The sequence below is a fragment of the Streptomyces bambusae genome (assembly GCF_019400985.1).
GTDB lineage: Bacteria > Actinomycetota > Actinomycetes > Streptomycetales > Streptomycetaceae > Streptomyces > Streptomyces bambusae_A.
Genome location: NZ_WTFF01000022.1, coordinates 1 through 23,556, shown reverse-complemented (window position 1 = coordinate 23,556; position 23,556 = coordinate 1). Strand labels below are relative to the sequence as shown.

The 23,556-nt window shown below is 71.7% G+C and carries 20 protein-coding genes; 10 read left to right on the top strand and 10 right to left on the bottom strand.

The annotated features are described in order from the left end of the window. Positions 1 to 428 precede the first annotated feature (428 nt). Together GPJ59_RS05970 and GPJ59_RS05965 are read right to left on the bottom strand one after the other, a co-directional pair. Positions 429 to 1,838 carry an FtsW/RodA/SpoVE family cell cycle protein gene (locus GPJ59_RS05970; protein WP_219665330.1) on the bottom strand — a complete coding sequence of 470 codons (1,410 nt, stop codon included), beginning with the start codon at positions 1,836 to 1,838 and terminating at the stop codon, positions 429 to 431. 195 nt (positions 1,839 to 2,033) lie between these two features. Further along, positions 2,034 to 2,522 carry a DUF6234 family protein gene (locus tag GPJ59_RS05965; protein ID WP_219665329.1) on the bottom strand — a complete coding sequence of 163 codons (489 nt, stop codon included), beginning with the start codon at positions 2,520 to 2,522 and terminating at the stop codon, positions 2,034 to 2,036. 320 nt (positions 2,523 to 2,842) lie between these two features. Here GPJ59_RS05965 and groES point away from each other — a divergent pair, with 320 nt between their 5' ends. Then, positions 2,843 to 3,151 (top strand): co-chaperone GroES, encoded by a 309-nt coding sequence (gene groES, locus GPJ59_RS05960; protein WP_219665328.1) that lies wholly within the window; start codon positions 2,843 to 2,845, stop codon positions 3,149 to 3,151. 117 nt (positions 3,152 to 3,268) lie between these two features. Beyond that, entirely contained in the window at positions 3,269 to 4,900 is a 1,632-nt protein-coding gene (gene groL, locus GPJ59_RS05955; protein WP_219665327.1) for a chaperonin GroEL, read from the top strand. A gap of 163 nt (positions 4,901 to 5,063) precedes the next feature. Here the strand turns inward: groL and GPJ59_RS05950 are convergent, their stop codons facing one another. From GPJ59_RS05950 to GPJ59_RS05940, 3 genes are all read right to left on the bottom strand, one after another. After that, a complete protein-coding gene (locus GPJ59_RS05950) occupies positions 5,064 to 5,762 on the bottom strand; it encodes an ester cyclase (protein ID WP_219665326.1) in 699 nt (232 codons plus the stop codon). A 110-nt stretch (positions 5,763 to 5,872) separates the two neighbouring features. Beyond that, on the bottom strand, positions 5,873 to 6,646 hold the full coding sequence (locus GPJ59_RS05945; protein WP_219665324.1) for an SDR family NAD(P)-dependent oxidoreductase: 774 nt from the start codon (positions 6,644 to 6,646) through the stop codon (positions 5,873 to 5,875). Between the two features lie 25 nt (positions 6,647 to 6,671). Then, a complete protein-coding gene (locus tag GPJ59_RS05940) occupies positions 6,672 to 7,397 on the bottom strand; it encodes an MOSC domain-containing protein (RefSeq protein ID WP_219665323.1) in 726 nt (241 codons plus the stop codon). A gap of 80 nt (positions 7,398 to 7,477) precedes the next feature. Here GPJ59_RS05940 and GPJ59_RS05935 point away from each other — a divergent pair, with 80 nt between their 5' ends. Continuing rightward, complete coding sequence (locus GPJ59_RS05935) at positions 7,478 to 8,410, top strand: LysR family transcriptional regulator (protein ID WP_219665321.1); 933 nt, start codon at positions 7,478 to 7,480, stop codon at positions 8,408 to 8,410. Between the two features lie 89 nt (positions 8,411 to 8,499). On the opposite strand, the gene GPJ59_RS05930 is transcribed toward GPJ59_RS05935, so the two are convergent. Beyond that, a complete protein-coding gene (locus GPJ59_RS05930) occupies positions 8,500 to 8,817 on the bottom strand; it encodes a WhiB family transcriptional regulator (protein WP_219665320.1) in 318 nt (105 codons plus the stop codon). A 381-nt stretch (positions 8,818 to 9,198) separates the two neighbouring features. Here GPJ59_RS05930 and GPJ59_RS05925 point away from each other — a divergent pair, with 381 nt between their 5' ends. The 5 genes from GPJ59_RS05925 to GPJ59_RS05905 all read left to right on the top strand — a co-directional run bounded on the left by GPJ59_RS05925 (position 9,199) and on the right by GPJ59_RS05905 (position 14,103). Beyond that, positions 9,199 to 9,810 (top strand): response regulator transcription factor, encoded by a 612-nt coding sequence (locus GPJ59_RS05925; protein ID WP_003948568.1) that lies wholly within the window; start codon positions 9,199 to 9,201, stop codon positions 9,808 to 9,810. A gap of 467 nt (positions 9,811 to 10,277) precedes the next feature. Beyond that, positions 10,278 to 10,907, top strand: coding sequence for a sigma-70 family RNA polymerase sigma factor (locus GPJ59_RS05920; RefSeq protein ID WP_219665319.1), 630 nt, complete (start codon positions 10,278 to 10,280; stop codon positions 10,905 to 10,907). Between the two features lie 160 nt (positions 10,908 to 11,067). After that, entirely contained in the window at positions 11,068 to 12,573 is a 1,506-nt protein-coding gene (gene guaB, locus GPJ59_RS05915; RefSeq protein ID WP_219665318.1) for an IMP dehydrogenase, read from the top strand. Positions 12,574 to 12,629: 56 nt separating this feature from the next. Further along, entirely contained in the window at positions 12,630 to 12,884 is a 255-nt protein-coding gene (locus GPJ59_RS05910) for a hypothetical protein (protein WP_308120159.1), read from the top strand. 94 nt (positions 12,885 to 12,978) lie between these two features. Then, entirely contained in the window at positions 12,979 to 14,103 is a 1,125-nt protein-coding gene (locus tag GPJ59_RS05905) for a GuaB3 family IMP dehydrogenase-related protein (protein WP_219665316.1), read from the top strand. An 89-nt stretch (positions 14,104 to 14,192) separates the two neighbouring features. On the opposite strand, the gene GPJ59_RS05900 is transcribed toward GPJ59_RS05905, so the two are convergent. The 4 genes from GPJ59_RS05900 to GPJ59_RS05885 all read right to left on the bottom strand — a co-directional run bounded on the left by GPJ59_RS05900 (position 14,193) and on the right by GPJ59_RS05885 (position 19,534). Further along, positions 14,193 to 15,905 (bottom strand): M16 family metallopeptidase, encoded by a 1,713-nt coding sequence (locus tag GPJ59_RS05900; protein ID WP_219665315.1) that lies wholly within the window; start codon positions 15,903 to 15,905, stop codon positions 14,193 to 14,195. An 11-nt stretch (positions 15,906 to 15,916) separates the two neighbouring features. Next, positions 15,917 to 16,909, bottom strand: coding sequence for a hypothetical protein (locus GPJ59_RS05895; RefSeq protein WP_308120158.1), 993 nt, complete (start codon positions 16,907 to 16,909; stop codon positions 15,917 to 15,919). Positions 16,910 to 17,063: 154 nt separating this feature from the next. Continuing rightward, positions 17,064 to 17,540, bottom strand: a complete 477-nt coding sequence (locus tag GPJ59_RS05890) for a hypothetical protein (RefSeq protein ID WP_219665314.1) — start codon at positions 17,538 to 17,540, stop codon at positions 17,064 to 17,066. Positions 17,541 to 18,298: 758 nt separating this feature from the next. Beyond that, positions 18,299 to 19,534, bottom strand: coding sequence for a nucleotide sugar dehydrogenase (locus GPJ59_RS05885; RefSeq protein ID WP_219665311.1), 1,236 nt, complete (start codon positions 19,532 to 19,534; stop codon positions 18,299 to 18,301). 253 nt (positions 19,535 to 19,787) lie between these two features. Here GPJ59_RS05885 and GPJ59_RS05880 point away from each other — a divergent pair, with 253 nt between their 5' ends. After that, entirely contained in the window at positions 19,788 to 21,494 is a 1,707-nt protein-coding gene (locus GPJ59_RS05880; protein ID WP_219665310.1) for a glycerol-3-phosphate dehydrogenase/oxidase, read from the top strand. Positions 21,495 to 21,919: 425 nt separating this feature from the next. Continuing rightward, positions 21,920 to 23,556: serine/threonine-protein kinase (locus GPJ59_RS05875; protein WP_308120157.1), on the top strand; the 1,637-nt coding region annotated here is incomplete at its 3' end.

Sequence of the window (23,556 nt, the reverse complement as noted above, 5' to 3'; positions counted from 1 at the left end):
CAACCCGCGCCTCAGCCTGCCGCTCGGGGCCCGGAGGAAACGGGGCTCCCCGCCCGAAGGGCGCGTTTCCGCGCAGCAGGGCTTCGGTCCGGGCGTCATGTCGAGGCTCGGATGGCTGTGGCTTCCCCCCTGCCATCCCTTCCTCGGTGCCTGCTCGTCAGTCTGTGTCTGGGTGGGGCGGTGGTCGGTGTCAAGGGTGGAGCGCAGCGACATCGCGCAAGCGACGCCCGAAGGGCGCTCTTGACGCCGGCCGCCGACCCGCACGGACGATGGACTGGCGGGCAGACACCGACACCCCTCCGACCAGGCCCGACAGGAAACACACCCCCTCGGGTCGGCCTCCACCCCCGAAGCCCCGCGCTCAGCGGACATGCCCCCTCGGACCAGCCCAGGGAATCCACCCCGCCCCAGCGGACAAACCCCCCGCGTCACCCCCCACCCTCCGAAGCCGAGCCCCCCGCCCCCGCTTCGAATCGCTGTGCCGCGTCCGCCTCGCGTTGGCGTTCTGCGCTGTCGCTCATGCGGAGGAGGAGGGCGATCATGATCCAGTTGGCCAGGAGGGACGAGCCTCCCTTGGCCAGGAAGGGCAGGGCCTTGCCCGTCAGGGGGATCAGGCCCGTCACGCCGCCCGCGACGACGAAGACCTGGAGGGCCAGGGCCGCCGAGAGGCCGACGGCGAGGAGTTTGCCGAAGGGGTCGCGGGCGCCCAGGGCCATGCGCAGGCCGCGCTGGACCAGGAGGGCGTAGACGAGGAGGACCGCCATGACCCCGGCCAGGCCGAGTTCCTCGCCGACCGTGGTCAGGATGAAGTCGGAGCGCCCCGCGAACTTGATCAGCTCCGGGTGCCCCAGCCCCAGCCCCGTTCCGGACACGCCGCCCGTGCCGAAGCTGAACAGGGCCTGCGCCGACTGCTCGGAGCTCAGGCCCTTGGGGCGGACCTCCTCGGGCCAGTAGATGGCCAGGGGGTTCAGCCAGGCCTGGACGCGGTTCTTCACGTGCGGCTCCGTCGAGCCCACGACGAAGGCGCCCGCGGCCGCCATCAGCACACCGCACGCGATCCAGCTCGTCCGCTCGGTGGCGACGTAGAGCATCACCACGAAGACCCCGAAGAAGATCAGCGAGGTGCCGAGGTCGCGCTCGAAGACCAGCACCAGCAGCGAGACGATCCACACGGTGATGATCGGGCCCAGCTGGCGCATCGGCGGCAGCCGCACGCCCAGGAACCTGCGGCCGGCCAGCGCGAGCGTGTCCCGGTGGACGACCAGGTAGCCGGCGAAGAACACCGCGATCATGATCTTCACGAACTCGCCGGGCTGGAGCGACTGTCCGAAGATGATGATCCAGCGCTTGGCCCCGTACTGGTCCGCCCCGAAGAACGCGGGCGCGATCAGCAGCACCAGCGCGACCGCCATCGTCAGGTAGATGTATCGCTGGAGGTACCGGTGGTCGCGTACGACCGCGATCACCGCGAGGCACGCGCCGACCCCGATCACCGTCCACATCAGCTGCCCCGGCGCGTTCGCCTCCGACCCGTAGCGCTCGATGTACCCCTGGTCGAGCCGGTGCAGCAGCACCAGCCCGAGCCCGGTCAGCAGCATCGCCAGGGGCAGGATCAGGGGGTCGGCGTACGCGGCGAAGCGCCGTACGCCGAGGTGGGCCACCAGCGACAGCAGCGTCATGCTGATGACGAAACCGGTGAGGTCGGCGGGCAGCGTGCCGTTCATGGCGAGACCGGCGCTCGCGTGCCCGAACACGGTGATGCAGAGGACGAGGAGCAGCAGCAGCGCCTCGGTACGGCGCCGCGCGCCCGCGGCCGTCAGGGGCCTCAGCCCACGCACGGGATGCCGCTGCCGCCGCCTCGTGCGGTGGGGGCCGGGGCGGATATCCGCCCGATCTGGTCGGCAATGAGGCGCTTTAGGGGCTTTGGGCGCTTTATCTTCATGTCGTCTATGACGGAGTTGCCTGCTTCGTGGTTCCTTCGGGACCGATACGGCGGGCCGCCCTGCCTCACCCGCCCGCCTCACCCGCCCGCCTCACCCGCCCCGGCACTCGTGGTTGTCGCCGCCGCTGAAGCACTGCCCGTACGTCCCCCGGTACGTCGACGTCGGCTTCGGGTCCGGGTTGTCGCGCTGGTGCTCGTCGGCCGCGCCGACGAGCGCGGCCACCAGCAGTACCAGGCAGGCCAGGACCTGCGAGGCGCCGAGGAAGGGTGCCTGGCTCCGGAAGAAGAGCCACGTCAGGAGTGCGGTGAACGCGGCCGCCACCAGCAGGCCGATGATCAGTCGGCCCTCGGCGGGCTCGTTGCTGCTGCCGCCGTTGCCGCCGTTGCCGCCTCTGCTGCCGTCGAGGCCGCGCGCGGACAGCGCCGTGGCGGCCAGGAAGATCAGGACCACCGCCCCCTCCGCGGCGACCAGCAGGACGCCCAGCAGGAGGTCGACGGCCCAGTGCAGGCCCTTGCTTGTCGCCGGTGTCGCCGGTGTCGCCGATGTCGCCCGTGTCGTCCGTGCTGCAGGTGTGGTCATGCGGGCAGTGTCGGGGCCGTCCGCTCCGGCCGCCTGAGTACGCGTACTCAGGTTCAGGCGCCACACCCACCGCCGCCCCCACAATCGAACGCGCGTGCGCAAAACCCCCCGCCCGCCTGACGCCGACTGGGAAACGACCGGAGCCGTTTGGCACTCCGCTTGACCGAGTGCTAATCGCCGGAATAGTCTCGGGCCTGGCACTCGCCCCTGGTGAGTGCCAACACAGCGACGGGCAGGTCCGGCACCCGCGACGACGGATCGACCTGGTCGCCACCTCAGACAGTTAACCCCGTGAGATCTCCGAAGGGGGAGGTCGGATCGTGACGACCGCCAGCTCCAAGGTTGCCATCAAGCCGCTCGAGGACCGCATCGTGGTCCAGCCGCTCGACGCCGAGCAGACCACGGCCTCTGGCCTGGTCATCCCGGACACCGCGAAGGAGAAGCCCCAGGAGGGCGTCGTCCTGGCCGTTGGTCCGGGTCGCTTCGAGGAGGGCAACCGCCTTCCGCTCGACGTCAACGTCGGCGATGTCGTGCTCTACAGCAAGTACGGCGGCACCGAGGTGAAGTACAACGGCGAGGAGTACCTCGTCCTCTCGGCCCGCGACGTCCTCGCGATCGTCGAGAAGTAATTCACCCAGCATTTCTGTGTGCTGTGAGCTGCGCCCCTGGTCACCCCGCTGATTGCCGGGCGGCGAGGGGCGCGGTTCGTTCCACCTAGATTTTTTCGAGAGGGCTGAACCGCTCCCATGGCGAAGATCCTGAAGTTCGACGAGGACGCCCGTCGCGCCCTCGAGCGCGGCGTCAACAAGCTTGCCGACACGGTCAAGGTGACGATCGGCCCCAAGGGCCGCAACGTCGTCATCGACAAGAAGTTCGGTGCCCCGACCATCACCAACGACGGTGTCACGATCGCCCGCGAGGTCGAGATCGACGACCCGTACGAGAACCTGGGCGCCCAGCTCGTGAAGGAGGTGGCGACCAAGACCAACGACATCGCGGGTGACGGCACCACCACCGCCACGGTCCTGGCCCAGGCGCTGGTCCGCGAGGGCCTGCGCAACGTCGCCGCCGGTGCCTCCCCGGCCGCCCTGAAGAAGGGCATCGACGCCGCGGTCAAGGCGGTCTCCGAGGACCTCCTCGCCACCGCCCGTCCGATCGAGGACAAGACCGACATCGCCGCCGTGGCCGCGCTCTCCGCGCAGGACCAGCAGGTCGGCGAGCTCATCGCCGAGGCGATGGACAAGGTCGGCAAGGACGGTGTCATCACCGTCGAGGAGTCGAACACCTTCGGTCTCGAGCTCGAGTTCACCGAGGGCATGGCCTTCGACAAGGGCTACCTGTCGCCGTACTTCGTGACGGACCAGGAGCGCATGGAGGCCGTCCTGGAGGACCCGTACATCCTCATCAACCAGGGCAAGATCTCCTCGATCCAGGACCTGCTGCCGCTGCTGGAGAAGGTCATCCAGGCGGGTGGCTCCAAGCCGCTGCTGATCATCGCCGAGGACGTCGAGGGCGAGGCCCTGTCGACCCTGGTCGTGAACAAGATCCGCGGCACCTTCAACGCGGTGGCCGTCAAGGCCCCCGGCTTCGGCGACCGCCGCAAGGCGATGCTCCAGGACATGGCCACCCTCACCGGTGCCACCGTCATCGCCGAGGAGGTCGGCCTCAAGCTCGACCAGGCCGGTCTGGACGTGCTGGGCACCGCCCGCCGCGTGACCGTCACCAAGGACGACACCACGATCGTGGACGGCGCCGGCTCCTCCGAGGACGTCCTCGGCCGCGTCAACCAGATCAAGGCCGAGATCGAGGCCACGGACTCCGACTGGGACCGCGAGAAGCTCCAGGAGCGCCTCGCGAAGCTGGCCGGCGGCGTGTGCGTGATCAAGGTCGGCGCCGCCACCGAGGTGGAGCTGAAGGAGAAGAAGCACCGTCTGGAGGACGCCATCTCCGCGACCCGCGCCGCGGTCGAGGAGGGCATCGTCTCCGGTGGTGGCTCCGCCCTGGTGCACGCCGCCAAGGTCCTCGCCGACAACCTCGGCAAGGACGGCGACGAGGCCACCGGTGTCGCGGTCGTCCGCCGCGCCGTCGTCGAGCCGCTGCGCTGGATCGCGGAGAACGCCGGCCTGGAGGGCTACGTCATCACCTCCAAGGTCGCCGAGCTGGACAAGGGCCAGGGCTTCAACGCCGCCACCGGCGAGTACGGCGACCTGGTCAAGGCCGGCGTCATCGACCCGGTCAAGGTCACCCGCTCCGCCCTGGAGAACGCCGCCTCCATCGCCTCCCTGCTGCTCACGACCGAGACCCTGGTCGTCGAGAAGCCGGCCGAGGAGGAGGCTGACAGCCACGGTCACGGCCACGGTCACGGCCACAGCCACTGACCGGCCCGCCGACCAGCCTGCCGATCGGCCCGCTGGCCGGCCCGTGACCGCCTCACGGCAGCACGGCCCCACGGCGCACGGAAGGCCCCGTTCCGCACCTGCGGAACGGGGCCTTCCCCGTGCTCTGCGCCGTCGTCGCCGTGCTCCTCGTGTCCCTGCGGACTCAGGAGCCGGGGGCGCCCATCTCCCGCATGAGCCGTCCGATGTCGTAGTGCCACCAGGTCTCGGCGATCAGCCCGTCCAGGATCCGGCAGGTGGTGGTGCCCTGGATGTCGTACTTCTTCCCGGTCGCCGCCATGCCCATGAAGTCGCCCTTGTGGGTGCCGTGCCAGGTCCACACCGTGGTGACGAGGTCGCCCTCGGCCAGCTGGCAGGCGATCTCGAACTCCATGTCGAAGCCGCCGCGCCACATCTTTATGTCCTTGCGGAGCGGGTCGAGCCCGATGACGGTGGTGGCCTCGTGGCTGACGTCGTGGTCGATGTGATTGGTCGCCACGCACTCCTCGAGGGCGTCCAGGTTGCCGTTCACTATGCATACGTCGAACAGCCGGTTCACCAGGTGCTTGTTGAGCTGTTCGTCCCGGACCACGTCCAGGTTGGTGAACGTCGGCATCTCGTCGCAGAGGGCCACCATCTCCTTGAACATCCGGTCCGTCTCCGGAAGCTGAGAGTTCTTCATGGCCTCTTCGTACGACGGGAACTCGACGACGTCGAGGTAGTGGTCCGCCCTCTCGCGGTCCTTGCCGATCATGCTGTGGGTGACGGTCCGCTTGCCCTGGCTCTGCGCGACGTAGCGGTCCATGAGGTCGGACAGGTCGTCGTACCGACTGGTCTTGTAATCGATTATCTGTACGAATGTCATGACGTCTCCCCGGCTGGATGGGACACGTCCAGTCTAGGAAGAATTCACCCTTTCGGCCGATTCTGCGGCGGCCCGGCGGGGTGGCCCGGCGCCGGCTCGCCGACGGGCCCTCACCGGGGCCCGTACTTGCGCCCCGTACGCGACGAGATCCCGCCCAGCATCCCGCGCGGCACCAGCTTCGTGACGCCCATCAGCGCCTTGTACCGCGGGTCCGGGATCGACAGCGTCCTGCCGCGCGCCAGGTCCGACAGGGCCTCGGCGACCAGCTTGTCGGCATCCAGCCACATCCAGTTGGGGATGTTGTCCGTGCCCATCCCGGCCCGCTCGTGGAACTCGGTCCGCACGAAGCCCGGGCACAGTGCCATCAGCCGCACCCCCGAGTCCGCCAGGTCCCGGGCCGCGCCCTGGGTGAACTGCACGACCCACGCCTTGCTCGCCCCGTACGTGCCGCGCGGCAGGAAGGCGGCCACCGAGGCGACGTTGACCACCCCGCCCCGCCCGCGTGTGCGCATGGACCGCGTCGCCGCCGTGGTCAGCCGGAGCACGGCCTCCACGTGCACCTTGAGCATGGTCAGCTCGTCGGCCAGGGAGACTTCCAGGTAGCGGCCCTTGTTGCCGAAGCCCGCGTTGTTGACCAGCAGGTCCACCGGGTGGGTGCGGTCGTCCAGCCGCTCCTCGACGGCCGCGATGCCGTCCTCGGTGGAGAGGTCCGCGGTCAGCACCTCCGCCTCGATGCCGTGCCGGTCGTGCAGTTCGGTGGCCTGCTCGCTCAGCCGCGCGGTGTTGCGGGCCACCAGCACCAGGTTGTGTCCCTGGGCGGCGAGCCGCCGGGCGAAGGCGGCACCGATGCCCGCCGTGGATCCGGTGATCAGCGCAGTCGTCATACGCGCAACCTAGCCGCCCGAGGTGTCAGTTCGGTGCGTGCCCGGCCGCGTCCGCGGTCGGCCGGCCGTGCTTGGCCAGCCATGCGTGCACGGCCTCGTGCGCCGCCGGCTCCATCGCGTCGCCCGCCGCCAGGGTGCGCTCCATCAGCGGTCGCTCCGTGGTGAAGGCGCGGAACCACAGCTCCACCGTCACGTCGTGGTCCGGGCGGTGGACGATCTCGATCGGGTCGCCGGGGGAGACGTACCCCTCCTGGATCACCCGCAGGTAGGCACCCGGCCGCCGGGCCTGGGTGAACCGCTTCACCCAGCCCGACTCGTCCAGATGGCCCTGGAAGGTGCGGCACGGGATGCGGGCGGAGGCCACCTCCAGTACGACGTCCGCGCCGATCCGCCAGCGCTCGCCGAGCAGGGCGCCGTTGACGTCGAGGCCCGAGGTGGTGAGGTTCTCGCCGAAGATGCCGCCCGGCAGCTCCCGGCCCAGCTCCCGCTCCCAGTGGGCCAGGTCCTCGCGGGCGTAGGCGTAGACGGCCTGGTGGTCGCCGCCGTGGTGGCGCCGGTCGCAGACGGCGTCGCCCTCGATCCCGCTCGCGCCGGTGCCCTTGGGGCCGGGGGCGAAGACCCGGACCGGGCCGGGCACGGGCCGCTTCGCGATGCCCGTGAGCCCCCCTTCGGCGTCGGTGTGGTCCACGGCGGTGGCGCGGCCGGCGTTGACGGAGACGAGGCGCGCGGCGGAGGGGGTGAGGGGGTCCATGCGGAGCACGCTACCCGAATGCCCCCAAAGCGTCTCGCCAATATTGGCGCAGCCGTCAAAGCCGGCCTTATGCTCACAGGGTGATCGAAGCACGTCATCTCCGGGTCCTGCGCGCCGTGGCCGCCACCGGTTCCTTCTCCGCCGCCGCGCGCGAGCTCGGCTGCACCCAGCCGGCCGTGTCCCAGCAGATGAAGGCGCTGGAGCAGTCGGCCGGTACGCCGCTGCTCATCCGCACCGGCCGGGAGATGCGGCTGACCCAGGCGGGCGAGGCGCTGGTCCGCCACGCCGCCGGCATCCTGGCGGGCCTGACCGCGGCCGAGGAGGAGGTCGCGGCCATCGCCGGCCTGCGGGCCGGGCGGGTCCGGCTGGTGTCCTTCCCCAGCGGCAGCTCCACCCTGGTGCCGACCGCGCTGGCGGCGATGCGCGCCGCGCACCCGGGCACGCGCGTGTCGCTGGTCGAGGCGGAGCCGCCGCGTTCGGTGGAGATGCTGCGCGAGGGCGACTGCGACGTGGCGCTGGCGTTCCGGTACGGGGGGCGGGCCGGGGACCGGGCGTCCGGCGCGGGTGAGGCGGGCAACGACCCGGGGGAGTGGGCCGACCTGGTGGTGCGGTCGCTGCTGACCGACCGGCTCGTGGGCCTGGTGCCCGAGGGGCACCGGCTGGCCGGTGCGGCGCAGGTGGGCATGGCGGAGCTGGCCGAGGAGCCCTGGATCGCGGGCTGCCCGCGCTGCCGCCGCCATCTGGTCGAGGTGTGCGAGGGGGTCGGCTTCACCCCGCGCATCGACTTCGCCACCGACGACTACCCGGCCGTTGTCGGGCTGGTCGGCGCGGGCCTGGGCGTGGCGGTGCTGCCGGAGCTCGCGGTGGAGTCCGTACGGGCCAAGGGCGTGAGCACGCTGGCGGTGCGGCCGGCCGTGGAGCGCGAGGTGGTGGCGCTGACGCTGCCGGACCTGGCTCGCGTACCGGCCGTGGCCGCGACGCTCACGCAGTTGGAGCGGGCCGCCGCCCGCTGACCTCCGCACCGTACGGGGGCCGGGGCGCGGCGGCGGCCGCCCTGCTCAGGTGGAGAATCGTTCCTTCAGTCGATGGCTCGGTGCGCGGGTCACTCGTTCCTGCCCGCACTGGTCGCGGGGATGAGGCGGTGTCGGGCGCGGCCCATCAGCTCTTCGCGCTCGTCCTCGGTGAGGCCACCCCACACCCCGTAGGGCTCACGGACGGCGAGCGCGTGCGCGGCGCACTCCGCGCGCACCGGGCATCGCATGCAGACCTCTTTAGCCGAGGCCTCGCGCGCGCTCCGGGCCGCGCCCCGCTCGCCCTCCGGGTGGAAGAAGAGGGAGCTGTCGACCCCGCGGCAGGCAGCCAGCAGCTGCCAGTCCCAGAGGTCGGCGTTCGGTCCGGGGAGGCGGGAGAAATCTGCCATTGCTAGTCCTCGTTCAGCCGGTACTGAGGCGGATACGGTCCATGCTGCAGCCACATCTACGATCAGATCAGACGTAAATATGACTCTTGTGAATCTAGCCTCAGTTACCTGCCAAACGGAAGGAAAGCCGCCAAATAGGGCATAGCTCCAGATGGAGGACGCGTGGCGCGTGGTGTCGGTACGGTGACGGACTCCTCACGTAGAGTGCCGAAGGTGTCCGTCCGACCCGTAACTCTTTCGAGTGACCGTCGTTGAGAGTGCGAAGGCGGTTGAACGAAGAGGTTCCCGGACAGATGTCCGAGAGCATCGACCGCACAGGTGACGATACGTACCAGCCTGGAGGCTCAAGGTGACGCGCATCAGCAGCTGCGGAGGGCGGTCATGACATCCGTCCTCGTCTGCGACGACTCCCCGCTTGCCCGAGAGGCGCTCCGCCGGGCGGTGGCCACCGTCCCCGGCGTCGAGCGTGTGACGACGGCTGCCAACGGCGAGGAAGTCCTCCGCCGCTGGGGCGCCGACCGCTCCGACCTCATTCTCATGGACGTCCGGATGCCCGGCCTCGGCGGTGTGGAGACGGTCCGCCGGCTCCTGTCGGCCGACCCCGGCGCCCGCATCATCATGCTGACGGTCGCGGAGGACCTGGACGGGGTGGCCCTCGCGGTCGCCGCCGGCGCCCGGGGCTACCTGCACAAGGACGCCTCGCGCGCCGAACTGCGGGCCACGGTCACCCAGGCGCTCGCCGACCCGACCTGGAGGCTGGCCCCGCGCCGGCTCCGCTCGGCCGAGATGGGCGCCGCGCCCACCCTCACCGCGCGTGAGATCCAGGTGCTGGAGGGCATGAGCCACGGCCGGTCCAACGCGGAGATCGGGCGCGAGCTCTTCCTCTCCGAGGACACGGTCAAGACGCACGCACGCAGGCTCTTCAAGAAGCTCGGCGCCTCCGACCGGGCGCACGCCGTGGCGCTCGGGTTCCGCTGGGGCCTGGTCCGCTGACCGTGGTCGGCCGACCGTAGGCCGTCGACAGCGGGCCGTTGACAGCGCGCTCCCGTCCGCCGCCGGCGGGCGGGGCGGCAGGCGGGACGGGCGGTCAGGACGACGGTCGGGACGACGGAGGCAGGACGCGCGACGCGGGACGCAGGGCCTCCCGGGCCGCGCAGGACCTGCGGGCGGCGCAGGACCTGCCGGGCCACGCCGCTCCGGGCCGGGCCACTCCGGGTCCGGGGGATTGGCGGGCTGCGATTCGGGGGACGTGTCGGTTCGTGCGCGATGCCGCATCCTTGAGGTGTGCCGCATTCTTGGAGATGTGGAGTCCTCGAACGATGTGGAGTCCTCGGGACTATTCGGCCGAGCGGGAGGGGAAGGCGCAGACGATGACTTCAGGCGCGCCCGCTCATAACGCTTCGATGCACAACACGGCCCGCGGTGCCACGAATCCTCCGGCGCCGAGGCACCATGGAATGATGCGCGACGACGAGGCCCTGGGGTCCCCTGCGGCCACAGGCCCCACCGGCGCCGCCACCGGCGGTTCCGCCGGGGCGGTCGGCGCGCTCGTACGGCGGGCGGTGGAAGGCGACGAGCAGGCCACCCACGACCTGCTCGCGCACGTGCACCCCCTCGCCCTGCGGTACTGCCGCACCCGGCTCTCCCGGCTGCCCGGGGACGCGCGCCACTTCGTCGAGGACCTGGCGCAGGAGGTCTGCGTCGCCGTCCTGATGGCGCTGCCCCGGTACCGCGACACCGGTCGGCCCTTCGAGGCCTTCGTCTTCGCCATCGCCGCGCACAAGGTCGCCGACCTGCAGCGGGCGGCGATGCGCCACCCGGGCAGTACGGCCGTACCGTCCGACGAGATGCCCGAGCGCCCCGACGACTCGCTGGGTCCGGAGGAGCGGGCGCTGCTCAGCAGCGACGCCGAGTGGGCCAAGAAGCTGCTGGCCAACCTCCCGGAGAACCAGCGCGAGCTGCTCGTGCTGCGGGTGGCCGTGGGGCTGACCGCCGAGGAGACGGGGCAGATGCTGGGGATGTCACCGGGTGCCGTGCGGGTCGCGCAGCACCGGGCGCTGAGCCGGCTGCGTGCCCTCGCCGAGCAATAGGCACTGGCGGAATGCTGTGATCGCCTTGTGATCGCCTTGCGCGCGATCAAACTCGTAGGAACAGACGAAAATTCCGGTCGATCTTGATCGTGGAATGAGACGCCTCGGTATCCCGTTAGCATGGACATCCGCGCTGAGCAAGACCATCTGGGAAGGTGTCATGACTGTCAACGGTGACGGAGTGCCCGGCAAATTCGCCTCGCTCGGGCTGACCTACGACGACGTCCTGCTGCTGCCGGGCGCGTCGGACATGGCGCCGGACGAGATCGACACCTCCTCGCTCATCTCGAAGAACGTCCGCGTGAACGTCCCGCTGCTGTCGGCCGCCATGGACAAGGTCACCGAGGCGCGGATGGCCATCGCGATGGCCCGCCAGGGCGGCGTCGGCGTGCTCCACCGCAACCTCTCCATCGCCGACCAGGCCAACCAGGTCGACCTGGTCAAGCGCTCCGAGTCGGGCATGGTCTCCGACCCGATCACCGTGCACCCCGACGCCACGCTCCGCGAGGCCGACGAGCTGTGCGCGAAGTTCCGCATCTCCGGTGTCCCGGTCACCGACCCCGCCGGCAAGCTGCTCGGCATCGTCACCAACCGGGACATGGCCTTCGAGTTGGACCGCAGCCGCCAGGTGCGCGAGGTCATGACCCCGATGCCGCTGGTCACCGGCCACGTCGGCATCTCGGGCGTGGACGCCATGGAGCTGCTGCGCCGCCACAAGATCGAGAAGCTTCCGCTGGTCGACGACGCGGGCATCCTCAAGGGCCTCATCACGGTCAAGGACTTCGTCAAGGCCGAGCAGTACCCGAACGCCGCCAAGGACAAGGACGGCCGGCTCCTGGTCGGCGCCGCCGTCGGCGTCGCCGGTGACGCGTACGAGCGCGCCCAGGCCCTCATCGAGGCCGGCGCCGACTTCATCGTCGTCGACACCGCGCACGGCCACTCCCGGCTGGTCGGCGACATGGTCGCCAAGATCAAGTCGAACTCCTCCGTCGACGTCATCGGCGGCAACGTCGCCACCCGCGACGGCGCCCAGGCCCTCGTCGACGCCGGCTGCGACGGCATCAAGGTCGGCGTCGGCCCCGGCTCCATCTGCACCACCCGCGTGGTCGCCGGCATCGGCGTCCCGCAGGTCACCGCCATCTACGAGGCCTCCCTGGCGGCCAAGGCCGCAGGCGTCCCCGTCATCGGCGACGGCGGCCTGCAGTACTCCGGCGACATCGCCAAGGCGCTCGTCGCCGGCGCGGACACGGTGATGCTCGGCTCGCTGCTCGCGGGCTGCGAGGAGTCCCCGGGCGAGCTGCTCTTCATCAACGGCAAGCAGTTCAAGTCGTACCGCGGCATGGGCTCGCTCGGCGCGATGCAGTCCCGCGGCGACCGCAAGTCCTTCTCCAAGGACCGCTACTTCCAGGAGGGCGTGGGCGGCGACGACAAGCTGATCCCCGAGGGCATCGAGGGCCAGGTGCCCTACCGCGGCCCGCTCTCCGCGGTGGTCCACCAGCTGGTCGGCGGCCTGCGCCAGTCGATGTTCTACGTCGGCGGCCGCACGGTCCCCGAGCTCCAGGAGCGCGGCCGCTTCGTCCGGATCACGTCGGCGGGCCTGAAGGAGAGCCACCCGCACGACATCCAGATGACCGTCGAGGCGCCGAACTACACGACGCGCGGCTGACACGGCTGACGCTACGATTGGCCCGTCCGGCTCAGGGGGTTCCGATGCTTTATGCCGTGAAGTTCAGCGAGGAGGCGGCCCGTATCCGTGACGGGCTGCCACCGGAGCGCAGGTCGCTGCTGGAGCGGGGCCTCGCCGTCCTCTCCCAGGACCCGCGGCCGAAGATCTCCGTGCCGATCTCGGGCGACGAGTCGACCCGGTCGCTGGCGCTGACGCCGAACATCGGCATCGAGTACCTCGTCAGCGACGGTCTGCTCCTGGTGCTGGTCGTACATGTCGTCGACTTCACCCAGGTCCTTGTGGAGGAGTGACCGAACTCCCCCAGCTACCGCTGGGAGGTGCCCCCATGACTCTGCCCGTCGGGGATACTGGACGGGCAGAGTCAAGAGGGAAAGGCCACCACACGTGACTGAGATCGAGATCGGGCGCGGCAAGCGCGGCCGCAGGGCGTACGCGTTCGACGACATCGCCATCGTCCCGAGCCGGCGCACCCGGGACCCGAAGGAGGTCTCGATCGCCTGGCAGATCGACGCCTACCGCTTCGAGCTCCCCTTCCTGGCCGCCCCCATGGACTCGGTGGTCTCCCCGAAGACGGCGATCCGCATCGGCGAGCTCGGCGGCCTCGGCGTGCTGAACCTCGAAGGCCTGTGGACCCGCTACGAGGACCCGCAGCCGCTGCTGGACGAGATCCGCGAGCTCCCCGAGGAGGCCGCCACCCGCCGCCTCCAGGAGATCTACGCCGCCCCGATCCAGGCCGACCTGATCGGGCAGCGCATCAAGGAGGTGCGCGACTCCGGCGTCGTCACCGCCGCCGCGCTCTCCCCGCAGCGCACCGCCCAGTTCTCCAAGGCGGTCGTGGACGCGGGCGTGGACATCTTCGTCATCCGCGGTACGACGGTCTCCGCCGAGCACGTCTCCGGCGCCGCTGAGCCGCTGAACCTCAAGCAGTTCATCTACGAGCTCGACGTCCCGGTCATCGTCGGCGGTTGCGCCACGTACACCGCGGCCCTGCACCTGATGCGGACCGGCGCGGCCGGCGTACTGGTGGGCTTCGGCGGCGGCGCCGCGCACACCACCCGCAACGTGCTGGGCATCCAGGTCCCGATGGCCACCGCCGTCGCCGACGTCGCGGCCGCCCGCCGCGACTACATGGACGAGTCCGGCGGCCGCTACGTGCACGTCATCGCCGACGGCGGCGTGGGCTGGTCCGGTGACCTGCCCAAGGCCATCGCCTGCGGCGCCGACGCCGTGATGATGGGCTCCCCGCTGGCCCGCGCCACCGACGCGCCCGGCCGCGGCAACCACTGGGGCATGGAGGCCGTCCACGAGGACGTGCCGCGCGGCAAGAAGGTGGACCTCGGCACGGTCGGCACCACCGAGGAGATCCTCACCGGCCCGTCCCACACCCCGGACGGCTCGATGAACCTCTTCGGCGCGCTGCGCCGCTCGATGGCCACCACCGGCTACAGCGAGCTCAAGGAGTTCCAGCGGGTCGAGGTCACGGTCGCGGACTCGCAGCACCGCCGCTGACGCGACGGCGCGCTGACGCTACGACGAAGGGCCGGCCCCCGATCACTCGGGGGCCGGCCCTTCGTCCGTACGCGAAGCCAGGCGGTGGCTCAGCCCTCGCCGCGCCGCCGGGCGCGCAGGGCCCGGATCCACAGGGCGGCCATGCCGGCCGTCACGGACCAGGAGACGGCCAGCAGGCTCCAGTCCGGGCCGTCCGGCGTCTCCACCGGGTCGAGCTCGATGCCGGTCCCGGCGGCGGAGAAGAGCGCCAACATGGCTGTGAGGGCGAAGCAACACCAGATCTGCACGGTGAGCGCCCAACTGCGTGGCGGACGTGCCGGGCCGGGCGGGGACTTCGCCGGGGTCCGGTCGGCGTTCGGCCGGGGGATGCGGGCCGGGTCCCGGGGCGGCATCGGGACGACGGCCGCCGGCGGGACCGCCGCGTCCACCGGGGCCAACTCCGCCGCAGTGATCCCGAACAGGGCCGGCTCGGCCTCCACCACGAACCCGTCCGGGCCGGTCAGATGGCGGGCGCCGTCCGGGAAGGAGCACATCAGTACGCAGTCTGCGTAGCGGACGGTGGACACCGACCCGTTCGGGGCGCTCAGGCTGATCGCGTCGGTGCCGACGATCAGCTTCAGGTCGGGGGCATCGACCCGCCCGTAGCGGCGTCCGTACGCGGTCTCCTCGGACTTCACCGGCGCCGCCGTCAGCCCCGCCCACTCCACGCCCCGCGCCGGGACCTGCATCAGCGCGTCGTCCCACACCTCGCGGGCCACCCGCTGCAGGTCCTCGACGGTCACCGCCTCGATCTCGGCGCGGGACTCCTCGGCCGTGAGAGCGCGGTGGCCCATCAGCAGGTCCAGCGCGCGGCCCGGCAGCATGCCCGCCTCGACGTCGGGGGTGTCGAGCACGGCGAGCGCGGAGGCTCGTACGGCCTTCAGGTCGGCGTGCTCGATCCGGCCGGCCCGCAGCTTGGCCAGTACGTCGATGAACCCGCCGACCACCGCGTCCTGCTGCTCCGGCAGGGCGTCGGCCACCGCCGTGACGGTGGCGTGGTCGGCGTCCCGTGGGCAGTAGTCGGCGGCGGCGGTGTACGACCAGCCGCCCTTCTGGCGCAGCTCGCGGAAGAGCTCCTTGCCGAGCACCGAGGCGAACAGCCGGGCCGGGGTGGACCGGGCGACGACCGCGTCGAGCAGTACCCCGCCGTTCTCGCCGATGAAGTAGGCGGGGGTCGTGGGCAGTGCGGAGGTGGCGGCGGGCGCCGGGCGGGCGCTGCCGGAGGGCAGTGTCAGGTCGAGTCCCTCGGGCACGGTGTCGCCAGTGATCCACAGCACCGCGTTCTCAGTGGTGAACCACTGCTCGGCCCAGCTGCGCACGGCGTGCGCGGTGAGCCGGGGCAGCCCGGCCTCGGCGTACCCGGTGAGCCCGTACGACTGCGCGCCGTACCGCCAAGGCGGCAACCGGTGGCCGGATCCGTGGCCGCGGCCGGCGGCCTCGGTGCGGAGGATCTCCTTCTCCGTCTCCAGCCGGTCCATGGGCAGGTCGCGCAGGGCGGCGCAGACGCCGTTGAGGTACTCGACCACGTCCGCCGGGGTGCCCTGGACGTGGAAGTGGGTGTACGCGGCGGCGGTGGCGCCGTTGTAGTGCAGGTCGCCCGTGCCGTGTCGGTACAGCGCCAGGTGCTCGACCAGATGGGTGATCCCGCTGGTCGCGAGGGTCTCGTCGGCGCGGCCGACCCGGAAGAGCAGCCCGGCGGTGACGGGCCCGGAGGCGGGGGCGAGGACGGTGCGGATACCGTCGACGGTGGTCTCGGTGATCATGTGGTTCCCCGTCAGTCCCGGGCGGCCGGAACGGCGGCCAGGGCGAGCTTGCGGTGGCGGACGAACTCGGCCTCGTGGTCGTACTGGCCGAGGTAGCCCCACGGGACCTCGGACGCGGCGTTGCCGAGTGCGAGCAGGGCGTGGAAATGCGGGGCGGCGTCGGCGGGACGGCCGGCCGCGGAGTGGGCGGCGGCGAACGCGCTGTGCGCGGCGACGGCCGGTGCGCCCCCGGTGCGGAAGGCGGGGTGCAGGACGGACCTGCGGGCGGCGTCGAGGAGACGCGCGTGGTTGCCCGGCTCGCGCAGGTACCCGGCCGCGGCCGTGTCGTTCTCCTTCTTGCGCAGCTCCAGATACTGCTCCATCTGCACGATGGCGACCAGGGCGCCGGCCGGGGCTCCCTCGGGCGCCTCGGCGGTGGCTTCCTGGGCGAACCCGTGTGCGGCCTCCCAGCTGCCGCTCCACTTCGGGCATAGCTGCTGGAGCAGTTGCATCTGCCCGGGGAGGTGGTGCGGGTGGTGCTCGGCGAGGCGCTGGTACCGGCGCCGGGTCTCGCTGCTGCCGAGTTCCAGGCCACGGGCGGTGATGACGCGCAGGTACCAGGCGAGGGAGTACTGCGGGTATTCGGCGCAGACCTCGATGAGCAGTTGCTCGGCGACCCGGAGATGAGCGAAGAACTGGTCGAACTGCGCCCGGGACACGTGCTGGGCGCCGGCGGCGGTGCGGATGCCCCAGCCGATCTGGATGGTGCGGTCGGCGAGCAGGGTGCGGGCCAGAGGGTCCCGCGGCCGCTGCCGGACGACCTCCCGCAGGAAGGTTTCCGCGCCCGGCGTCTCGGCGATCACCCGGCAGTCCGCAGGCCGGTCGTCCTCCTCGGCCGTGGCATCGAAGTGCGCGGTGATCGCGGCCCAGTCGCGGGCATGGACGGCGGTGCGGAGGGCACCCAGGGCGGGGACTCGGTCGGCAGGATCGAACAGGGGCGGACCGAGCGGCGGAAGTGCAGACACGCGCGGATCATATGATCAGCGCTGGCCGCGCAACAGGGGGTCGATCCGGCCCTGGGGCCGGATCGCTGCTGCTCAGCGGGCCGGCCCGGGTGGACAAGGGCCGGCCCCCGAGTGCTCGGGGCCGGCCCTTCGTGCGTGTGTGCCGGGTGCCGGGTCAGTCGGCGATCTTGCGGGCGGAGGTGAAGGCGATGGCGCCGCCGATGGCGAGGAACACGAAGTCCATCGCCTCGGCCGCCTCCTTCCAGATGTCGTTCAGGCCGCCGACGCCGACGGTGGAGATGACGTCGCCCAGGCCGGCCTTGTTGATGTCGGCCATGGCGAGCGCGATGAAGAACAGCTGGCCGGCGTAGACGGCGCCGAGCGAGAGGAGGCCGGCGACCACCGGGAGCACCGGGTTCTTGCCGCCGAGCTTGCCCGCGGCGAGACCGACGAGGAGGCCGACACCGACGGCGGCGTAGCCGACCTGGCGCTCGATGGCGTTCATCAGGTACCCGTACGCGCCCGCGGCGACCAGGGCCGCGACGACGGCGGCGGCGATGCCGAGGGCGATGTTGTTCTTGGCGGCCGGGGCCGGCGGGTAGCCGACGGGGGTCTGGGAGTCGGGTACGGGCGGCTGGAACTGCTGGCTCATGGAGTAATCCCCCCCAAGGGATCGATGCGCACACACGTTCCCTGGGGTGTATGTGCGAGATAAGTGACGCCGCACAGTAGCAGCCCCCACCGGTAATCGGGGGCGGGATTTCCTCAAGGCCGGTGGGCAGTGCCGTGCGCGCTCGGTCGCTGTACGGGTGGTTCCCGCGGGGCGGGCGCGTGACGGGGCGCGTTGCGCGGGGAGGGGGCGTGCGGTTGCTTTCGAGGCGAATCCGCGCGGGGTGAGGGGGCTGGGCCGATAGCGTCTGTTCCGGCGCTCCCAGCTGTGTGGGGCGCCCCCTTCCAAGGACATGGTTCCGGACCCCGGCCGTCGGGGCCCGGCCCGAGTTCCGACGGACCGCCTACCGGGCCACTGGGCGGTGTCGGGAAGGGGGCGCCCATGGGTCGCCACCGCAAGCCCACTCGCTGGGACCGGATCCGTCTGTGGATGGTGAAGTGCCGGAGGAGGTGGATCTTGCGGCTTTTCGGATGGTGAGCGGCCGCCCCCACACAGGTTAGGGGCGGACACTCCGTGAACCATCCAGGAACCCACTGCATTGCCACGTGCGGTGGGTTCCACCTGTTCGTACCGCAATGGTGAGCGGCCGCCCCCAAATGCAGTAGGGGCGGACACTCCGTGAACCATCTCGGAACCCACTGCAGTGCCTTCTGCGGTGGGTTCCACCTGTTCGTACCGTACCGGATGCGGCCCGCGTCGGCATGGTTCACGGAGGCGCGGGCGCGGCTGTGCGCCCCTTCTCACAACCGGTGCGCCGCGCCCGCCGGGCTGGCGCCGCGGGTGTCGAGGAGGAGCTGGGCCTTGACCGCCAGGCCCTGGAGGTCGTAGGTGCGGTGCTGCTGGAGCAGGACCGTCAGGTCGGCGGTGGCGGCGGCCTCGTAGAGGGACTCGGCGCGCGGCACCGGCTGCTCGCGCACCCGCCAGCCCGCGACGTAGGGGTCGTGGTAGCTGATCAGTGCGCCGAGGTCGAGCAGCCGGCTGGCGATCTCGCGGGCCGGGGAGCCCTGCTGGTCGGCGAGGTCGGGCTTGTAGGTCACGCCGAGGAGCAGGACGCGGGCGCCGCGGGCGGACTTGCCGTGCTCGTTGAGCAGGGTGGCGCAGCGCTGGATGACGTACTGCGGCATCCGGGTGTTGATCTCCTGTGCCAGCCCCACCATGCGCAGGGGGTGGCCGGGGGTGCGGGTGGTGTGCGGGAGGTAGGTGGGATCCAGGGGGACGGCGTGGCCGCCGACGCCGGGGCCGGGCCGGAAGGCCTGGAAGCCGTACGGCTTGGTCTCGGCGCAGCGGATGACGTCCCACAGGTCCACGCCGAGGTCGTGGCAGAGCACCGCCATCTCGTTCATCAGGGCGATGTTGACGTGCCGGTAGTTGGTCTCCAGCAGCTGGACCGTCTCCGCCTCGCGCAGGCCCCGGGCCCGGACCACCTTCTCCGTCAGCCGGGTGTAGAAGGCGGCGGCGGACTCGGTGCAGGCGGGGGTGAGCCCGCCGATCACCTTCGGGGTGTTGGCGAAGGTGTGGGTGCGGTTGCCCGGGTCGAACCGGCTGGGGGAGTAGGCCAGGTGGAAGTCCCGGCCGGCGCGCAGCCCGGAGCCCTCCTCCAGCAGCGGGCGCAGGTGGTCCTCGGTGACACCCGGATGGACGGCCGACTCCAGGATCACGGTGGTGTTCGGGCGCAGCCTCGGGGCGAGGGCCCGGGCGGCCGCGCCGACCGCCGTCAGGTCGAGGGCGCGGTCGGCGCCCAGCTGGGTGGGGGCGCAGATGACGGCGGTGCGGACCCGGCCGAGGTCGGCCGGATTGGTGGTGACCCGGAAGCCGGCCGCCGACATGCGGCGGATCTCGGCAGCGGTGAGGCTGGTGTCGGTCGGCGGAGTCGGACCGCTGTCGTAGCCGACGGTCTCGATGCCGGCGGCGACGGCGGCCTGGGCGAGCGGGAGGCCGAGGTGGCCGAGTCCGATGACGGCGAGATCTGCGGGCATAGGTGCTGCCGTCCCTTTCCCTGGCATGAGGGTCCCTGACATGAGGGGGTGGAGCGCGCGAGGCCGGTGGTTCCTGCGAAGGCACAGAGCTGGCGCTATGTCAGACTAGGCGTATATATGACCGATCTGCGGCATTGTGGACGGGTGGCGATCATTGTGTTGTCCACAGCCGGTGGCTGATGTCGGGACGTCCCGTCAGAATCGTGACCAAGGGGGACGTGGGCGGGATCACCCGCGACAACGGGAGGCAGCGGTGAGGACAGCGACACTGGGACCCGCGCAGCGCGCCGAGGCGCTCGCCCGGATGGCCGAGCGCGAGCTGGACGTGCTGGTGGTGGGCGGGGGCGTGGTCGGCGCCGGCACCGCGCTCGACGCGGTGACCCGCGGCCTCTCGACCGGCCTGGTCGAGGCCCGCGACTGGGCCTCGGGCACCTCCAGCCGGTCGAGCAAGCTCGTCCACGGCGGCCTGCGCTATCTGGAGATGCTCGACTTCGCACTCGTACGGGAGGCGCTGAAGGAGCGGGGCCTGCTGCTGGAGCGGCTCGCGCCGCACCTGGTCAAGCCGGTGCCGTTTCTGTACCCGCTCCAGCACAAGGGCTGGGAACGGTTCTACGCGGGCTCGGGCGTCGCGCTCTACGACGCCATGTCGGTCTCCTCGGGCCACGGCCGGGGCCTGCCCGTGCACCGGCACCTCTCGCGCCGCAGCGCCCTGCGCGTCGCGCCCTGCCTGCGCAAGGACGCGCTGGTGGGCGCCCTGCAGTACTACGACGCCCAGATGGACGACGCGCGGTACGTCGCCACGCTGGTGCGCACGGCCGCGGCGTACGGGGCGCACTGCGCCAACCGGGCGAGGGTGGTGGGCTTCCTGCGCGAGGGCGAGCGGGTGGTCGGCGTGACCGTCCAGGACGTCGAGGGCGGCGGGCAGTACGAGATCCGGGCGAAGCAGATCGTCAATGCGACGGGGGTGTGGACGGACGACACACAGGCGCTGATCGGGGAGCGCGGGCAGTTCCACGTCCGCGCGTCCAAGGGCATCCACCTGGTCGTCCCGAAGGACCGCATCCACTCCACCACCGGGCTGATCCTGCGGACGGAGAAGTCCGTCCTCTTCGTCATCCCCTGGGGCCGGCACTGGATCGTCGGCACCACGGACACCGACTGGGACCTGGACAAGGCGCATCCGGCGGCGTCCAGCGCCGACATCGACTATCTGCTGGAGCACGTGAACTCCGTCCTCGCCGTCCCCCTGACCCGGGACGACGTCGAGGGGGTGTACGCGGGCCTGCGGCCGCTGCTGGCCGGCGAGTCGGACGCCACGAGCAAGCTGTCGCGCGAGCACACGGTGGCCCATCCCGTGCCGGGGCTGGTCGTCGTGGCGGGCGGCAAGTACACGACGTACCGGGTGATGGCCAAGGACGCGGTGGACGAGGCGGTGCACGGACTGGACCAGCGGGTGGCCGAGTGCGTCACGGAGGACGTCCCGCTGGTGGGCGCGGAGGGGTACAGGGCGCTGTGGAACGCCCGCGCCAGGATCGCCGCCCGGACCGGCCTTCACGTGGTGCGCGTGGAGCACCTGTTGAACCGGTACGGCGCGCTGACCGAGGAACTGCTGGACCTCGTCGCGGTCGACCCCTCGCTGGGCGAGCCGCTGGGCGGGGCGGAGGACTACCTGCGCGCGGAAGTGGTGTACGCGGCGTCGCACGAGGGGGCGCGGCACCTGGACGACGTGCTGACCAGACGGACCCGCATCTCGATCGAGACGTTCGACCGCGGGACGCGGTCGGCGCGGGAGTGTGCGGAGTTGATGGCTCCGGTGCTCGGCTGGGACGAGCAGCACGTCGAGAAGGAGATCGAGCACTACGAGAAGCGGGTACAGGCGGAACGGGAGTCGCAGCGCCAGCCGGACGACCAGACGGCGGACGCGGCACGGCTGGGGGCGCCGGACATCGTCCCGATCTGAGCTCAGCGCTCCGCTGGAAATGGGGTGATGGAACCGCGGACCGGTGGGGGCTGGTCGCTCCCCCAAGTTCTCGGCTGCGCTCGAACAGGGGGACCCCCATCGCCGCGGAGCCGCATGTCGGTACGGCCCCGCGCCCCTTACGGGGCGTGGTACCGCACCGGACTTCGCCGATCCCGCTCAGGCGGAACCGCGGACCCCGGGGGCCCGTCCGTTGCGGAGTGAGGAACAATGAGGGTTCGGCCGGGGCACGTTACGCCGGGCCCGGGAGGATGCCGGGCCGGCCGGCCAGGACGGCACGATCGCGGAGGGGACGCATGTCGAAGCCGGAGCACACGGGTACGCCGGATGTTGCCGACGCCCCGGCGGACTCCGTCCGCGGGGGGAAGCAGAGCGTGCCTGCGGCCCGTAGCGGAGCCGCTGCTGACGTGCCGTCCGAGCCTGCGGACTCCACGGGGGACGCGAAGCGGACCGTGGGCCTGGGCAAGGCCGAGCCTGCCAAGGCCGGGCTTGCCGCCGGCGCCAAGCCCGCCGATGGTCCGGCCGAGGCCGAGCCTGTCAAGCCCGCCGTTGAGGCGAAGCCGGCTGTCGGTCTGGGCAAGGCCGAGCCTGCTGACGAGGTGAAGCCGGCTGTCGGTCTGGGCAAGGCCGAGCCTGCCGCCGGCGCCAAGCCCGCTGATGGTCCGGCCAAGGCCGAGCCTGCCGAGCCCGCCGTTGAGGCCAAGCCTGCTGTGGGTCTGGGCAAGGCCGAGCCTGCTGACGGGGCGAAGCCGGCTGTTGGTCTCGCCAAGGCCGAGCTCGCTGACGACGCCAAGCCCGCCGATGGTCCGGCCGAGGCCGAGTCTGCCGGTGAGGGGAAGGCCGGTGGGTCGGGCGGTGCTGCCGGGGCCGGGCGGGGCGGGAAGCCTGCTGCGGGGCAGGGCAAGGACGTGGCCGGGGCCAAGGGGGCCGTGGTCAAGGGAGTGACCGGGGACACCGGAGCCGACGAGGGCCGGCTGCTCGCCCGCCGGTACCGGCTCGTCTCCGTGCTCGGCAAGGGCGGCATGGGCACCGTCTGGCGAGCCGTCGACGAGACGCTCGGCCGGACCGTCGCCGTCAAGGAACTCCGCTTCGGCAACGGCGTCGACGAGGACGAGAAGCGCCGCCTCATCACCCGCACCCTCCGCGAGGCCAAGGCCATCGCGCGGATCCGCAACAACGGCGCGGTCACCGTCTTCGACGTCGTCGACGAGGACGCCCGCCCCTGGATCGTCATGGAGCTCATCGAGGGACCGTCCCTCGCCGAGTACATCCGCGAGCGCGGCACGCTCACGCCCCGCCGCGCCGCCGAGGTCGGCCTCGCCGTGCTCGACGTCCTCAAGGCCGCCCACGGCGAGGGCATCCTGCACCGCGACGTGAAGCCGTCCAACGTGCTCATAGCCGACAGCGGCCGGGTCGTCCTCACCGACTTCGGTATCGCGCAGGTCGAGGGCGACCCCTCCGTCACCTCCACCGGCATGCTCGTCGGCGCGCCCTCCTACATCTCGCCCGAGCGCGCCCGCGGCCAACGGCCCGGCCCGCCCGCCGACATGTGGTCCCTCGGCGGTCTGCTCTACGCCGCCGTCGAGGGCGTGCCCCCGTACGACAAGGGCTCCGCCCTCGCCACGCTCACCGCCGTGATGACCGAGCAGGTGGACCCGCCGAAGAACGCGGGCCCGCTCACCGACGTCATCTACGGCCTGCTGGTCAAGGACCCGGCGCGGCGGCTTGCCGACGCCGAGGCCCGGGCCATGCTGACCGCCGTGGTCAACGCCCCCGAGCCGGAGCCGCTCCCGGCCGTGGAGGAGACCCGCCAGATCTCGCTCGCCGAGGCCAAGGAGGCCGCCCAGAAGGCGGCCGCGCAGAAGGCCGCCGAGAAGGCGGCCCGGCAGGCGGCCGAGAAGGCCGAGCGGGCGGAGAAGAAGGAACGCGAGCGGCGCGAGCGCGAACAGCGCGAGCGGGCCCGCGCCGCACTGAAGGCCACCCGCAAGGTTGCGGCCGACGCGGCGGCCGCCGCCGGCGCCGCCGGCGCGCTGTGCTTCCGCCA